The organism is Pseudomonas sp. RIT357 (assembly GCF_000632245.1).
Taxonomy (GTDB): Bacteria; Pseudomonadota; Gammaproteobacteria; order Pseudomonadales; family Pseudomonadaceae; genus Aquipseudomonas; species Aquipseudomonas sivasensis.
The window spans coordinates 105560-118416 of sequence record NZ_JFYX01000012.1 but is presented as its reverse complement, the minus strand read 5'-3'; the positions used below and the strand labels follow the sequence as shown (position 1 = coordinate 118416).

General features: G+C 57.7%; 18 protein-coding genes. 9 read left to right on the top strand and 9 right to left on the bottom strand.

The window, feature by feature from the left end; genetic code table 11:
* The first annotated feature begins 149 nt into the window (after positions 1–149).
* From BW43_RS28285 to BW43_RS17595, 9 genes are all read left to right on the top strand, one after another.
* Positions 150–518 (top strand): EscI/YscI/HrpB family type III secretion system inner rod protein, encoded by a 369-nt coding sequence (locus BW43_RS28285; protein WP_081797676.1) that lies wholly within the window; start codon positions 150–152, stop codon positions 516–518.
* A 5-nt stretch (positions 519–523) separates the two neighbouring features.
* Positions 524–1324, top strand: a complete 801-nt coding sequence (gene sctJ / locus BW43_RS17560; RefSeq protein WP_032886108.1) for a type III secretion system inner membrane ring lipoprotein SctJ — start codon at positions 524–526, stop codon at positions 1322–1324.
* Between the two features lie 13 nt (positions 1325–1337).
* On the top strand, positions 1338–1886 hold the full coding sequence (locus BW43_RS17565) for a hypothetical protein (RefSeq protein WP_032886479.1): 549 nt from the start codon (positions 1338–1340) through the stop codon (positions 1884–1886).
* An 11-nt stretch (positions 1887–1897) separates the two neighbouring features.
* Positions 1898–2491, top strand: coding sequence for a type III secretion system stator protein SctL (gene sctL, locus BW43_RS17570; protein ID WP_032886106.1), 594 nt, complete (start codon positions 1898–1900; stop codon positions 2489–2491).
* Positions 2492–2575: 84 nt separating this feature from the next.
* Positions 2576–2794, top strand: coding sequence for a hypothetical protein (locus tag BW43_RS17575; protein WP_032886104.1), 219 nt, complete (start codon positions 2576–2578; stop codon positions 2792–2794).
* Between the two features lie 76 nt (positions 2795–2870).
* Entirely contained in the window at positions 2871–3188 is a 318-nt protein-coding gene (locus BW43_RS17580; RefSeq protein ID WP_256226246.1) for a type III secretion protein, read from the top strand.
* Between the two features lie 14 nt (positions 3189–3202).
* Positions 3203–5326 (top strand): type III secretion system outer membrane ring subunit SctC, encoded by a 2124-nt coding sequence (gene sctC, locus BW43_RS17585; RefSeq protein ID WP_032886101.1) that lies wholly within the window; start codon positions 3203–3205, stop codon positions 5324–5326.
* A complete protein-coding gene (gene hrpT / locus BW43_RS17590; protein WP_032886100.1) occupies positions 5323–5526 on the top strand; it encodes an HrpT family type III secretion system protein in 204 nt (67 codons plus the stop codon). The genes sctC and hrpT overlap by 4 nt, the downstream gene beginning before the upstream one ends.
* Positions 5527–5537: 11 nt before the next feature.
* Entirely contained in the window at positions 5538–5888 is a 351-nt protein-coding gene (locus tag BW43_RS17595; protein ID WP_032886099.1) for a hypothetical protein, read from the top strand.
* Here the strand turns inward: BW43_RS17595 and sctU are convergent, their stop codons facing one another.
* Genes sctU through BW43_RS17640 form a run of 9 tightly spaced genes read right to left on the bottom strand, consistent with a single transcriptional unit; the run spans position 5889 to position 12852 of the window.
* Positions 5889–6986: a type III secretion system export apparatus subunit SctU gene (gene sctU, locus BW43_RS17600; RefSeq protein ID WP_032886098.1), complete on the bottom strand. Its 1098-nt coding sequence runs from the start codon at positions 6984–6986 to the stop codon at positions 5889–5891. It lies immediately after the preceding gene.
* On the bottom strand, positions 6983–7771 hold the full coding sequence (sctT, locus tag BW43_RS17605) for a type III secretion system export apparatus subunit SctT (protein WP_032886097.1): 789 nt from the start codon (positions 7769–7771) through the stop codon (positions 6983–6985). The genes sctU and sctT overlap by 4 nt, the downstream gene beginning before the upstream one ends.
* Positions 7772–7781: 10 nt before the next feature.
* Positions 7782–8045, bottom strand: a complete 264-nt coding sequence (gene sctS / locus BW43_RS17610; protein ID WP_032886096.1) for a type III secretion system export apparatus subunit SctS — start codon at positions 8043–8045, stop codon at positions 7782–7784.
* A 7-nt stretch (positions 8046–8052) separates the two neighbouring features.
* Complete coding sequence (gene sctR / locus BW43_RS17615) at positions 8053–8706, bottom strand: type III secretion system export apparatus subunit SctR (RefSeq protein WP_032886095.1); 654 nt, start codon at positions 8704–8706, stop codon at positions 8053–8055.
* Positions 8703–9719 carry a FliM/FliN family flagellar motor switch protein gene (locus BW43_RS17620; protein ID WP_032886093.1) on the bottom strand — a complete coding sequence of 339 codons (1017 nt, stop codon included), beginning with the start codon at positions 9717–9719 and terminating at the stop codon, positions 8703–8705. Before BW43_RS17620 ends, sctR begins: the two co-directional genes overlap by 4 nt.
* Positions 9713–10174: a type III secretion system HrpP C-terminal domain-containing protein gene (locus BW43_RS17625; RefSeq protein ID WP_032886092.1), complete on the bottom strand. Its 462-nt coding sequence runs from the start codon at positions 10172–10174 to the stop codon at positions 9713–9715. The genes BW43_RS17620 and BW43_RS17625 overlap by 7 nt, the downstream gene beginning before the upstream one ends.
* The gene (locus BW43_RS17630) at positions 10171–10599 is read right to left on the bottom strand and encodes a YscO family type III secretion system apparatus protein (protein ID WP_032886091.1); all 429 of its coding nucleotides are present in this window, start codon (positions 10597–10599) and stop codon (positions 10171–10173) included. The genes BW43_RS17625 and BW43_RS17630 overlap by 4 nt, the downstream gene beginning before the upstream one ends.
* Positions 10586–11944: a FliI/YscN family ATPase gene (locus BW43_RS17635; RefSeq protein ID WP_032886089.1), complete on the bottom strand. Its 1359-nt coding sequence runs from the start codon at positions 11942–11944 to the stop codon at positions 10586–10588. The genes BW43_RS17630 and BW43_RS17635 overlap by 14 nt, the downstream gene beginning before the upstream one ends.
* Entirely contained in the window at positions 11941–12852 is a 912-nt protein-coding gene (locus BW43_RS17640; protein WP_032886478.1) for an FHA domain-containing protein, read from the bottom strand. Before BW43_RS17640 ends, BW43_RS17635 begins: the two co-directional genes overlap by 4 nt.
* Between the last annotated feature and the right edge of the window lie 5 nt (positions 12853–12857).

Sequence of the window (12857 nt, the reverse complement as noted above, 5' to 3'; positions counted from 1 at the left end):
GCTTGTACGCCGCGGCTAAAGAAATTCGCTCGTAACATGATTACCTCCCTGGCTCATTAGCCGGGGAGGTTGTCATATGAGTCGATGTAATAAATGCGGCATCAGCCATTATCAAGAACCTGCTTCAGACACCTCACCGCAGGCCCTATATGCAGATAGAAGCATTTGACTTTTCAACGCCAAACAAACTTCACAGCAACACGGGCGTCACTCGGGAACCTTCGGCTTCTAGTACGGATGTTGGTTTCTTCACCTCAATGCTCGAAGGGTCGATATCAAACACGCCTGCCTCCGCCAACCATACTGTATTGGACATGCTGACAGAGCCATCAAAACATATCGTAGATGCCAAAGATCGCCTTGCACGCGCGTTGAAATCATCAAGTAAAGGGATGGACGCTGACAAGCTCAGAGAGTATCCGCAGGAACTTTCTAATGTAGCGCTAACGACCCAACTTTTAGTAAAGAGCCTTGGCAAGACAAGCCAATGCATCGACAAAATCTGTAACCTGCAATAGTGAACATGACTAAATACCTGCCTGCCGCCCTACTTCTGACTTTTGCATTCATGCTAAACGGTTGCAGCGACCGCGTTGAACTTCATCGACAGCTTTCTGAGCAAGAAGCCAATGAAGTGGTAGCGGAATTGGCAGACAAACATATTCGCGCCCAAAAAATCCCGTCCAAAGACGGTGTCGTCGTGGCGGTTAACACCGCCGATATCGGGCGTGCCGTACGTACATTGGAAGCCGCAGGATTACCTAGAGTGGCACGAACCACGCTGGGCGATACCTTTCGCAAGGAAGGGGTTATTTCCACTCCACTGGAAGAACGAGCACGCTATATCTACGCCTTATCCCAGGAGCTTGAAGCCACCTTATCCAACATTGACGGGGTAATTATTGCCCGGGTGCACGTGGTATTGCCCGAACGCATCGCACCGGGAGAACCAGTCCAGCCCGCTTCAGCGTCAGTATTCATTAAGCATGACCCACGGCTGGATCCCGATAATATTCGCGCGCGCGTTCGCAGGATGGTGGCGAGCAGCATTCCAGGCATGACCACTGCAGTGGATAACCTGCAAAAACTCAGCGTGATCTTTGTACCTGCCACCACCTACCAGGAGCAGCAGCGGCTGGTGTATTTCGGCCCTTTCCTGGTGCCAAGCGATGATCTTGGGTTTTGGCGAGGCAGTGTTATCGCGGTACTGCTTGGCGTGGCGTCCTCCTTGGTTGCCGGGCTATTCCTGTTCAGCCGCCGCCAACATCCTCCGCAAGAGCCGCGCATAGCCCACGAACAGGATGGCACCTCTCATGACACCTGAGCTGGATCACTCCATGAGTGAACATCTGGCCTGGGCTCAATGGTGGGCGTTCCCTTGGAGGCACGCCCACGAGGACTGGAGGGGCGACAAGTACCCCGCAATTAAAGTGCTTTATCGCAACAGGCGGTCCGCGCCGGACGACCTCACTGGCATTGTTGCGTGCTTGCCTCCTGCCCCTCACCCGACGGTACTTCGCTTGGCCCTTGCTTCAACTGAACAACTCAACCTGGCGCTGACACTGGTTCACGACACGTTCAATCCTGAAGCGGCGACGCCGTTGAGCGAGAGTCAGCACCTGTGGTGCATGCGTTTATCCAAGGCGCTGCCCCCTACCATGCTGTCGCACGATGCTGATCCATTGCAATTGCTCTCCAGCTGGGTAGAGCCCGATACCTGGCGGCGCCTTCGACTGAGATTCCCCCGTAACCGCGTACAGGCGGTTGAGAAAAGTACCGTCTCACTCGAAAACGCAAGCAGTCGACTGAACACGCTATGGCAAGCCGTAGTCTGGCGCGTGACGACATTGGCAAACGCCCCCCTGTCACCTGACCCGAACGCGTAAGGAAAACAGCGATGTTATGCCGACACACCATTGAGTTGCTCAAGGATGCTTCGGAATTGCCACGTTGCCTGATCCCCCGGGAAGAGCTTGCAAACTGGGCACACGCCAACCAACTCATCAGTCGCGCCAAGGCACAGGCCGATGAACTGGTAATCCAGGCAGAGAAGCGATGCGAAATGCTGCTGGAAAAGGCGTCCCTGGATGTCTGGCAACGCGCAGACGCCCAACTCAAGCGCTGGGAGCGTGACCGTCAAGCGATGTGTGACAACCTGGAGGTGTATGCAACATCAATCACCAACCAGGCGATTCGCTGCCTGCTTGACGACACGGTGCCCCCCGAGCGGCTGGCCGCCCTTCTGAGGCAACTACTGGCAAACCAGATTCATGAGATCAACGCCTCGCTGCTCTGTCACCCACAGGACATTGAGGAGATAAAACAGTGCCTCGCCAATCAACAGGCAACACTCTGGAAGCTCCAGCCCGACGAAACAATCCCTGCGCAGACCCTTGTATTGAAAACCGATGAGGGTGATTTCCGTATTAGCTGGCACTCGATGCTCGATGCTTTTTTCAATCACGCAAAGGAATACCGGATAGACATTTAATTGCATCCGCCTGGCGTCCTGCACAACGCTACTTAACAACAATTGATCCACCCATGCACGTCCACCCAAGACAAAGGAACGCCCATGAGTCTTTCCAACAATCTTTCACAAGAACTTTCAAGAAGCAGCAGTATTGCCCACAAGCTGTATAAGCAGAGTTCAAGCAACGGCTCTAAAGATGGGGCTGACGCTGAATTATTCTATGAACTTGCCGTCAAGAACACTCTTTCCCAAATGGCGTATCTGGAACATAACCGCGTTTCGCATATGTTGCTCAAAAGTACTTTTGAGAGTTTCCAATAACATGCAATCGCTAGTTCGTGATTGGTTAAGTGGCTGTAGAGAACAACTCAGTTTGTTTGAGGGTGATGACCAAATCATGCTGAAACGTCAGGGAGACGCGTTGTTACTTAGCGCTCAACTGACCTCAATCCGCGCAGACACCACCACCTTGCAGCACTGGATGCGCCTGGGCGCGGCCAGCCTGAATCATTTCCATGGCGCACTGGCTCAAAAAGCTGACAGCGGCGCGTTATGGCTGATTCAGAAACTGCCAGTTGGGCAGGGAGAGGCTTACGTGCTCGGTTGCCTTGAGGCCCTGCTGAACCAACGCGACACCTGGCGCGCCACAGTCGCGCGCTTTGCTCGCCCGACTCAAAACCTCAAACCCACCTCGCTACGCTCACTGTCGTACTAACCCGAGAACCGACAATGCATAACAAGAACCATGAGCACAGTCGCTTACGCCGTGCTTCGCCCAAAGAATTTCCCTGGCGTAACGCTATTCTGCTTTCCTGGCTGCTGATCCCGGCACACACCGCATTGGCCGCCATCCCTTCCGATTGGAAGAACACCGCTTACGCATATGAGGCAGAACATAAGCCCTTGCGTGACGTGCTCGTCGATTTCGCTCAAGCCTTTGGTACTCAACTGCAAGTCGAGGGGCTGCTGGAGGGCAACGTCAATGGCAAGATCCGCGCTAATACCCCGCAATCGATGCTCGACAGGTTGGGGGTGGAACACCGTTTCCAGTGGTACATGTACAACAACACCCTCTATATCAGCACGCTGGACCAGCAAGAGTCTGCGCGCCTGGAAGTCTCTTCCGAGACCATTGCCGATCTCAAGCAAGCGCTCACGGATATCGGCTTGCTCGATAGCCGCTTCGGTTGGGGTGAGTTACCAGAAGACGGCGTAGTACTCGTATCTGGCCCTCGTCGCTATATCGAGCAAATCAAACAGTTCAGCAGTCAGCGTCGTTCGCCGGATGAAAAACAGAGTGTGTTGAGCTTCCCGCTCAAGTTTGCCAATGCAACGGACCGGCAAGTGGATTATCGCGGCGAGAAACTCAACATTCCGGGGGTGGCGAGCATTTTGCGAGGGTTACTGGAGCCTCGCGCCAACTCGACCCTCAATCGACTGAATCAGGGCTCCACGTCACAGCCTGCGCCCCTCGTGCCGAACATCCCAAGATTGGGCAATCCGTTGCTGGGGCAGATGCTGGGTGCAAACGGCCATACCGCGCCGTTGGACGCTCCACCCACACTCACACCGCGCGCTGCGGCGCCTGGCAGCCGAATTCGCGTTGAAGCCGATGTGCGCAACAACGCCGTGCTGATTTACGACCTGCCTGAACGCCTGGCCATGTACCGCGAGCTGATCACCCAACTCGATGTCGCGCGCAAACTGGTGGAAATCGACGCGATTATTCTCGATATCGAGCGCACGCAATTGCGAGAGTTCGGGGTGAACTGGGGCTTTCAGAACAGTCGGTTCCGCGGCGGCGTCAATATGGCTCCGGGCACTTCGTCGCAGCTGTCGATTGAAAACCGCGAGCGCTTCTACGCGGATATACGCGCGCTGGAAGCCAAAGGGTTGGCAAGCATGGTGTCCAACCCCTCCGTTCTCACGCTGGAAAACCAACCGGCGGTAATTGACTTCAATCGCACCCAATACCTGACACCGGGTCGAGAGAATGCCACCATTTTACCGGTCACTGTGGGCACCAGTTTCCAGGTTGTTCCCCGTGTCATCACCAGCCGTGGAGGTCACCAGATCCACCTGGCGGTGGATATTGAAGACGGTAATTTCGACGAAACCAACCCATCTCCCGGCAATCTGGATGTGCGCCGAGGCAAGGTCAGCACCCAGGCGGTCATGGAGGAAAAACGCTCGCTGGTGGTCGGAGGCTTCCACGTCACCGAAAGCAGCGACCAGCGCAACAAGGTGCCCTTGCTGGGCGATATTCCATTCATAGGCAAGGCGCTGTTTTCGTCGACCGAACGGCAGAACAACCGGCGTGAACGCTTGTTCATCCTCACTCCGCGCGTCATTGGCGATCAAGCAGACCCTTCACGCTACCTGCCCCAGGCGGACCAGGTCGAATTGCAAGCGGCCCTTGCACCTCTGGCCAGGCGCGATGCCCCTCACCCGCCCGTGATAAAGCGCAGCGATATCATCAGCACACTGGCGCATATGGTCAGTGGTGAAATCCCCAAGGGCTTCAAGTCTGCGCCAATGCCACTGGGGCTGAACACCTTGTGCAGCACCCGCGACATCCTGGCACTGAACACCGAACGCAGCCAGTGGTACACCGGCCCGGATTACAACGTGGCGGTGGTAGTGCTGAGCAACCAGTCCAAGCGCTATGCCCGTATTGACGAAAATGAATGCAGCACGCCGCAGACCCTGGCTGTGAGCGTGTGGCCGCGCGCCTGGCTGAAGCCGGGTGAAGAAGCCGAGGTATTTATCGCCATGCGCCCAGTGGTGAAGGATGAACACCTCAGCGTGCCCCGCCCCTCCTTGATCACTCCTGCTCCGAAGGCCACACCATGAAACATCGCCTATTGTGCGTCACCCTGATCGGCACGGCACTGCTCGTCGCCGGCTGCACGCCCACCTGCAGGGGCGACTCCTGCTCACGCCCTCAATCGAGCAAGGACAAGATGGTGATCTGGTGGCCACCTCAGATGCGCGCCGAACCTGGCCCCGCCGGGGAACGGGCGGACTACCAGACCATCTCGCTGGAACGGTGAGTCGCCAAGAAATGCCCGACACTCAACGCCAGGTATTTCTGGACAACCTGGTGAGCGGCGCTGCCGCTCACCTGGCACTCGCTCCCGGTATCACGGCCTGTGCACTGCACGCAGGCAAGCGTTCGGGGCTGGCGTTGCAGGTGGCGCGTGAAGCGTTGCAGGCCGGGCAATTGCAGCGGATGCTGGAGCGGCGCTTTGAGCAGGCCGTCGTATTTGATGGCTGTTTTATCTACCTCGACGCCCAACACACCTTGGTAATCTGGCACGCACTGTCCGCACCGCGTAGCGCGCTCGACAGGATCCTCAGCCGGATGCTATCGCTGGCCAATCTCGAAGCCCTGGACACAAGCTCCGGTCGCTGATCAGCGCCGCTCCAACTCTGGCAACTCCAAGGTTTCACGTTTGGCTTCATCATCGAGTTCACGCAAGGTGCGGTAGATCAGCGCCACAGCCTGCAAGGTTTCACGGGGAATGCTTGCGCCCAACTCCTTTGTGTAGAGCAACCGGGCCAGCCATACACATTGGATGACCGGCACCTCGGCGGCCTTCGCCTGCGCAATTAATTGGCGGGCCACGGCATCCGTACCTTTGCTCACCAACAACGGCAGCGGTGTCTTGCCGGGGCGGTAATACAAGGCGACTGCAAAGTGGGTCGGGTTGACCACCAACATATCGGCCTCTTCCAGCTTGGGCAGCTTGACCTTCGGTTCTTCCTGGGCCAATTGCTGCGCCAATGCACGACGTTGGCCCTTCACATGGGGGTCGCCTTCCATGTCCTTGTACTCTTTGACAACCTCGACTTGCGTCATGCGCATGCGCTTGGCGAAGAAGTGCTTCTGCAATGTAAAGTCGAGAATTGCCAGTATCAGCAATAGCCCAAGACAGGCATGCAGCAGGTAGCGGAACAATGCGATCAGTGCCAGGAGGTAACTTTGCAGATCGCTGTTGGCAAGGTTGATCAACGCCCCAAGAGAAGGCCAGACCACTACATACACGATCACACCCAAAAGCACGGCTTTGACGATGCTCATCAACAGCGTCATTAGCGACTGGGCAGAAAAAAATTGCTTGAATTGACTGATCGGGTTGAGGCGATTGAAATCGAGCTTCAGTGTTTCCGGGGCAAACAGCAGACCGAATTGCATCCAACTGCTGATCAGCTTGGTGGCAATCGCTACGCCGGCCATCAACAGGCCGAATGAGAAAAACACCACCAGGCTTTCAAACAGCACTTCTTCCAGCGCCCGCACAAAGGGCTGGTCAAGACGTGAGATCGGCAACACCATCAATTGCTGGAAACGCTGCAAGCTGCTCTCGGCGGTGAATAAGGCAATTTCACTGATGGCGGCCAGCACCAGCAACTTGGCCACATCCTGACTTTGAGCAACCTGGCCTTTTTTACGCTGATCGCGCAATTTCTTGGCTGAAGCCGGGTGCTTTTTTTCCCCCGAATCACTCATGGCATTGAAGCCTTAAATAAAAGGCCCAGCGAGTGTTTCAGATCATCCAACTGGCTCATACGTCCAACGATCAGGTCCTGCAGCAGCGCAAAGTACAACAGCAGAATACCGATACCCGCCAGACACTTCACGGGAGGTGCCAGCGTACTCACCTGTAACTGCTGGCTGTAGACCCCCAGCAGCGCAATGCCGAACTCCAGCAACAGCAGCACCGCAATAAAGGGTGCTGCGTAGAGCATCATATGCATGAAGGTGTCCCCAAGCAGGCCGAGGAATACGCTCATGCCATTCGGTGCAGGGAGTGGAAACCACACGGTGGGTGGCCAGATCAGGTAACTGTCCCAGATCACCTGGGTCAATGCGCCTAACCCCAACGTCACCATCAATAGAAAAATCGCCAATTGCTTGAACAGATGTCCAATCGGTGTGGCGTCCGGACCCAGTGAAGGATTGAGCTGACCACCCGCCAAGGCCCCGCGCTGGTTATCCAATAGCGCGCCCACCGCTTCGAACATCCAGAACGGCATCGCCAGCAGCACCCCCAGCAACAAACCCAGCGCTACCTCCTTGATTATCAGCGCCGCGAGTATCATCGCCGAGTAGTCCTGGCCCTCCAACATCGCGTGAATGCCCGGCGCCGGCATCAGCGCCATGACCATCACAAGGACGTGCCTGAGCATGCCGCGTATATGCTGGAAACAGAACGCAGCCACCAGGATGCAACAGGGGTAGATACGTGCCATGCCGATGACCAGGCTGGGCAGGTAGTCGAGATAGAGCAACACAGGCGAGACCTCAGTTCAGGGCCGAGCGGCCAATCATGTCGAAGGTCAAATTGATCAGTTGGATCAACTCCACGCCAATCCAGCGTCCCGTCAGGATCAATGTGATCCCTACTGCCACCAGCTTGATGCCAAACGGCAGCGTCTGGTCCTGGATCTGCATCAGTGCTTGCACCAGGGATGTCAGCACCCCCACCACCACAGCCACAATCAACGGTGGCGCCGACAGCACCACCACCAGCAACATGCCCTGCTTGAACAGCACGATCGGTTCCATACGCCACTCATAGATAGGAAAGGAACAAGCTGTCGAGCAACCGCGACCAGCCGGACACCAGCACGAACAACAGCAATTTGAGTGGCAGGGAAATGGTCATTGGCGAGACCATTTGCATGCCCAGTGCCAGCAGCAGGTTGGAGACAATCAGGTCGATGACGATGAAGGGAATGTAGATCAGGAAGCCGATCTCGAACCCTGCCTGCAGTTGCGACAGTACGAACGCCGGAATCAGCAGGATCAGGTCTTCGCGCTGCACCTCCCGCGCCATTTGCTCAGGCCACAGGCGTGTGGTGTTTTCCTGCAGATGCGTCAATACATCTGCATCCACATTGCGCAGCATAAATGCGCGCAACGGTTGGATGGCCTCACTGCCCGTCTGCAGAAACGTTTGCACGTTACTCATGTCCAGGGGTGAGACCTTGACGCTCTCGGCAATCTCATAGCCAACCGGCGCCATGATGAACAGCGTGGCCGCCAGCGCAATACCATTGATGGCCATGCTTGGCGGCACCTGCTGCACACCGATAGCGTTGCGGGTGATCATCAGCACGATGACGATCTTCAAAAACGATGTGCAGATGATCAGCAGCATGGGCATCAACGCCAATGCCCCCAGAAATACCGCCAGGATAAGGGGGTCTATCCCCTGAAGCGTCATGGGCCGAACATCACACGGGACAACTGCAACCCCAGGCGCCCGTCGACTTCCACCAACTGGCCCACGCCAATGGGCCGATCGCCGTAATACAGACCGGCCATACCGGGAGCATAACCAGCAATGCCCAGCACCGAGCCGGGCGCGAGGTTACGCAGTTCGCCCAAGGTCAGGTTCAGTGTTCCGCAGCGTACGTTCAGCGCCATGCTTAACTCATCGAACGGCTCATTGCCGAATACATCCATCACGGGCTCCTCTTCCTCATGTCCCGAGTGGTGGGGGGGTGCAAAATCTTCGTCCACAGACGTGTCCTCGATAGATGTAACAGTCAGACACAACTGCCTGGTGTCGTCGTCAATGCAGCCATGCAGCCGCTGCCTGCCAGCCTGTACATAACCGGTGCCCTGAGCTTGGAAAAAACTCTGCTCGAACACCAACACATCACCGGTGCGCAGGCTGCGTAGTTGTGCAATTGGTAACTTCATGCACCCGAGGGTGACGGCAATGGCCAGTTGAAAAGACGCCGGCATCGGCGCAGCAATGTCACGCCACGGTCCGGCCTCACACAAGGCCAGAAAGCTTTCACAGGCCAGCCAAACGTAACCGCCGACCCGGGAGCCTCCCAGGGTCACGCTGAGCAGACAGCCAAACTCCGTGGGGCGATCCGTTTCCAGCAAGCGCACATAACCCAGCAACGACCGTATCTCGGGGCTCAGGTGGTACTGATACAACGCCCAGAACCAGGAATCCGGATCGTTGCCAAACTGGGCCAAGGTCATCGGGCACTCACTCATCAGGCTGAGCAACGGCCCTGCTTCATCGAGCGCCAGCACACCACACGCCGTCTCAAAGCACACAGGCTTGCCACCGCCAGCAGACGCATGCCCCGGCTCAAGCCGCAACTCGCCGGCCTGCCCGGCAACCTGAAACGGCAGGCTTAGCCCGCGCCCCAATCGACGGCGGGCGGCAACCGTATCGCCATTCATCAAGGGAACTGTCAGTGCCGGCATCAGCATGCGCAACCGACGACAGGCAGACGCAGGCTCACCGCAAGGCCCAGCTCTCCTGCGAGGCGACCCTCACACTGCTGGCGTACGCCACTGAGCCAGCGCGCCGTAGCGTCCTGTTCCGCCTCCAACTCGATCGCCCAGCCCCCCTGCTCACGGCGCACGCTGGCGTTGATTCGCCCCAAGCGAGGCAAGTACAAAACCGCCTGCAACGGCCAATGCGAAGCGAGCTGCACACGAGGCGCCAGTTGCTCGGTCAGTGCCACGATCATGGCAATGTCAGACGACGCCTTCTTGCTGGACAAGGAAGCCCCCGCCCCAGAAGCATTACCGTCGTCGGTAAAGAGTTGGGCGAACACTCGCCCGAGTTCCAGAGGCACACCTCCTGTCGCGCGTGGCTCAACATCTTCGCGTGGCTCACGGGGACGTGGACGCTCCGTGGGTTTATTTGAAACCTGAGTCATGTCGGTTCCTCAGCAAGTAAACGGGACAATTCCTGAAGTTTTTCTACCTGCCGCAGGCACTCGGTGACCTGCTTCTGGGCGCTGCCAACGCGACTTTCTCTTTCACCCTGCTGGCTGCGTAACGCCTCCAACTGGCCCATGTCCCGTTGGGTGCTAGCAGAGAGGGATCGCTCCTTCGCACCCCACGATTTCAGAGCCTTCAGGCTCAGCACCTGACCCTGATGTTGACTGAACAATTGAGCACTCTTGCGGGCTTCCTCTTGCCGCGTTTGTTCAAGCGCATCCTGAGCCCGCTGGATATGTGCGAGCAGGGCCTGCTGGGCTCGCTTCGCCTCACGCAGGGCGCGCTCGGCCCGGTCAGCCCTATGCCTGCGCAGGCGCCGCAGCATTTCGACTTCACCAAGGTGCACATCAGAAGGGGACATGAGTGGTCAGATCCTTGAGTTGCTCCAGTGTCGTTTGCATGGGTGTCGGCTCACGCAGATCCTGGCGCAGGAAGCCATCGACCGCCTGACGACTGTCCACCGCCAAATCGGTCAGCGGATCGCTGCCTGGTTGGTACTCCCCCAATTTGAGCATCAGTTCGATCTGCTGGTACGCCGACAACAAACGACGCAATGCCGTACCCGCCTGGATATCCATGGGTTGCGCGACGTTGCTCAATATCCGCGAAAGACTTGCCAGTACATCCACCGCCGGGTAATGCCCACGCTCGGCTAATTTGCGCGACAGCACGATATGCCCGTCGAGTAGCGAGCGAACCTCATCAGCGACCGGATCATTCATCGAGTCCTGCTCAATCAGCACGGTATAGATCGCGGTAATCACGCCCTCACGGGTCAACCCGGCGCGCTCCACCAACCGTGGTAACAAGCTGTACACCGACGGCGGCAAACCTCCACGACCCAAGGGCTCACCGGCAGCCAGGCCGATTTCGCGCTGCGCCCTGGCAAAACGAGTCAACGAATCAATCAGCAGCAATACCCGCTGCCCCTTGCGCCGAAACCCCTCGGCCAACGCCGTGGCCGTGAACGCGGCACGGGCGCGCTCCATGCTGGATCGGTCGGAGGTGGCGCACACCAGCACGGCTTTGGCACGTAGTTGCTCATCCAGTTCATGGTCGAGAAACTCGCGCAGCTCCCGCCCCCGCTCACCGATCAGGCCGAAGACGATGACATCGCACTCCACGTTACGGGCGATTTCGGCCAGCAAAGTGGTCTTGCCGCAGCCCGCACCAGCGAATAGACCGACACGCTGACCTTCGCCAAGCGTCAACAACCCATCAATCGAACGCACGCCGGTAGCCAGCGCCCGGCTGATCCTCGGTCGCTCGGTGGGCAATGGCGCTTCACACAACACCGCGCTGGTATCCGGTAAGTCAGTCTCGACAAACGCACTCACGCCCTGCCCTGTAATCGGCCGTCCGAACCCATCCAACACTTGGCCCAACAGTGCCTCGCTGACGCGCACACGGTGCGATACCCCAAGGCGCTCCACGCTGGCACCTACCCGTACGCCTTCCAAATTTCCCAGGGCACTGAGCACCGCGTCCTGCTGATCGAAACCAATGATTTCGGCGAGCATGGAGTCGCCTGGATTTTTTTCCACTTGGCACAAGTCACCGATGCGCGCGTGGGGCAGCCGACACTGCAGCAGCATGCCGTTGACGCGTTGGATTCGGCCACGCATCGTCACCGGAGCAAAGCTGATCAGTGATTGGGCCTGGCGCTGCTGCCAGGCGTGGAGACGTGCCTGCATATCTTCACTCACCAGCGCACCTCGTAACGCTGCTCGCCATCGAAAACCACCTTGCCGTTATCGATCTGCACCAGTCGCAACCCTTCCACTTCGTCCCCAAGAAACAGTCGAATGCCCTCTTCCAAGAGAACGTGACCGTTCGGCCCTCCGACGATCTGAACAATCCTGAATGGAAGTGCGTTATCACGCACACGCACACGGCTGATCACCGGCACCGAGCTGTCGAACTGCTCACCAAAACGGCTGAGCATGCGCGTCACCAGTTCCACTTCGTCCTGGGAGACATCGCCATTGAGCGCGACCTGGCCATTGATCACTTGCAAGCTGACGCGCTGACCCAACTCCCGCTCGCTGAGCATCTTCAACAACTGCTGGCGCACCTCGAAGGGCGATGCCAATTCGTGCTTTTGAACCACAGGAGCCTTCAAGGACGCCTGTGCCTCGCGCTCCCCAGTGGAAACCATGCCAACCACAATGATGATGACGGCCAGCACTAACACCAGGCTGATCAAACGCTTTTGCTGCGAGTGGGAGATCGACGATAACTTCAGCTCCCACTCCGGCGCATTTTCGGTCGGTATCAGTGCCGGTTCAGGTGCTGCCACTGGTGCTGCTACCGGGGGCCAGGGCTGCTCGGCCAAGGTGACACACAGGCGCACGCCCCCCATTGAAAACGGTGAGTTCAGCTCCAGGTTCGCGATCTGGGCCAGTAGCTGCCCCTCAGGCCCCTGCAGCAACCCCGCTTCGGCCTGCACCAACCACTCGGCGTCCATAAACCGCAAGCGCGCATGCTGATCGACTACGCCCGGATCGTTTAAAACCAGGTCAGCGTCCGCATGGGAACCAATGCTCCACTGCTCCCCAAACAACGGCAACGCAGCGCCCTGGCGCAGCCCGTCAAGCACACGTAGCTCAAACATCTTCA

What these genes read in the sequence shown, in the direction of transcription:
- BW43_RS17620 (WP_032886093.1), bottom strand. Translation starts at nt 9,719, where the DNA reads ATGCTGATGCCGGCACTGACAGTTCCCTTGATGAATGGCGATACGGTT.
- BW43_RS17595 (WP_032886099.1), top strand. Translation starts at nt 5,538, where the DNA reads ATGCCCGACACTCAACGCCAGGTATTTCTGGACAACCTGGTGAGCGGC.
- BW43_RS17630 (WP_032886091.1), bottom strand. Translation starts at nt 10,599, where the DNA reads ATGTCCCCTTCTGATGTGCACCTTGGTGAAGTCGAAATGCTGCGGCGC.
- hrpT (WP_032886100.1), top strand. Translation starts at nt 5,323, where the DNA reads ATGAAACATCGCCTATTGTGCGTCACCCTGATCGGCACGGCACTGCTC.
- sctR (WP_032886095.1), bottom strand. Translation starts at nt 8,706, where the DNA reads ATGACGCTTCAGGGGATAGACCCCCTTATCCTGGCGGTATTTCTGGGG.
- BW43_RS17580 (WP_256226246.1), top strand. Translation starts at nt 2,871, where the DNA reads ATGCTGAAACGTCAGGGAGACGCGTTGTTACTTAGCGCTCAACTGACC.
- BW43_RS28285 (WP_081797676.1), top strand. Translation starts at nt 150, where the DNA reads ATGCAGATAGAAGCATTTGACTTTTCAACGCCAAACAAACTTCACAGC.
- BW43_RS17625 (WP_032886092.1), bottom strand. Translation starts at nt 10,174, where the DNA reads ATGACTCAGGTTTCAAATAAACCCACGGAGCGTCCACGTCCCCGTGAG.
- BW43_RS17640 (WP_032886478.1), bottom strand. Translation starts at nt 12,852, where the DNA reads ATGTTTGAGCTACGTGTGCTTGACGGGCTGCGCCAGGGCGCTGCGTTG.
- sctC (WP_032886101.1), top strand. Translation starts at nt 3,203, where the DNA reads ATGCATAACAAGAACCATGAGCACAGTCGCTTACGCCGTGCTTCGCCC.
- BW43_RS17575 (WP_032886104.1), top strand. Translation starts at nt 2,576, where the DNA reads ATGAGTCTTTCCAACAATCTTTCACAAGAACTTTCAAGAAGCAGCAGT.
- sctU (WP_032886098.1), bottom strand. Translation starts at nt 6,986, where the DNA reads ATGAGTGATTCGGGGGAAAAAAAGCACCCGGCTTCAGCCAAGAAATTG.
- sctJ (WP_032886108.1), top strand. Translation starts at nt 524, where the DNA reads ATGACTAAATACCTGCCTGCCGCCCTACTTCTGACTTTTGCATTCATG.
- sctS (WP_032886096.1), bottom strand. Translation starts at nt 8,045, where the DNA reads ATGGAACCGATCGTGCTGTTCAAGCAGGGCATGTTGCTGGTGGTGGTG.
- sctL (WP_032886106.1), top strand. Translation starts at nt 1,898, where the DNA reads ATGTTATGCCGACACACCATTGAGTTGCTCAAGGATGCTTCGGAATTG.
- BW43_RS17565 (WP_032886479.1), top strand. Translation starts at nt 1,338, where the DNA reads ATGAGTGAACATCTGGCCTGGGCTCAATGGTGGGCGTTCCCTTGGAGG.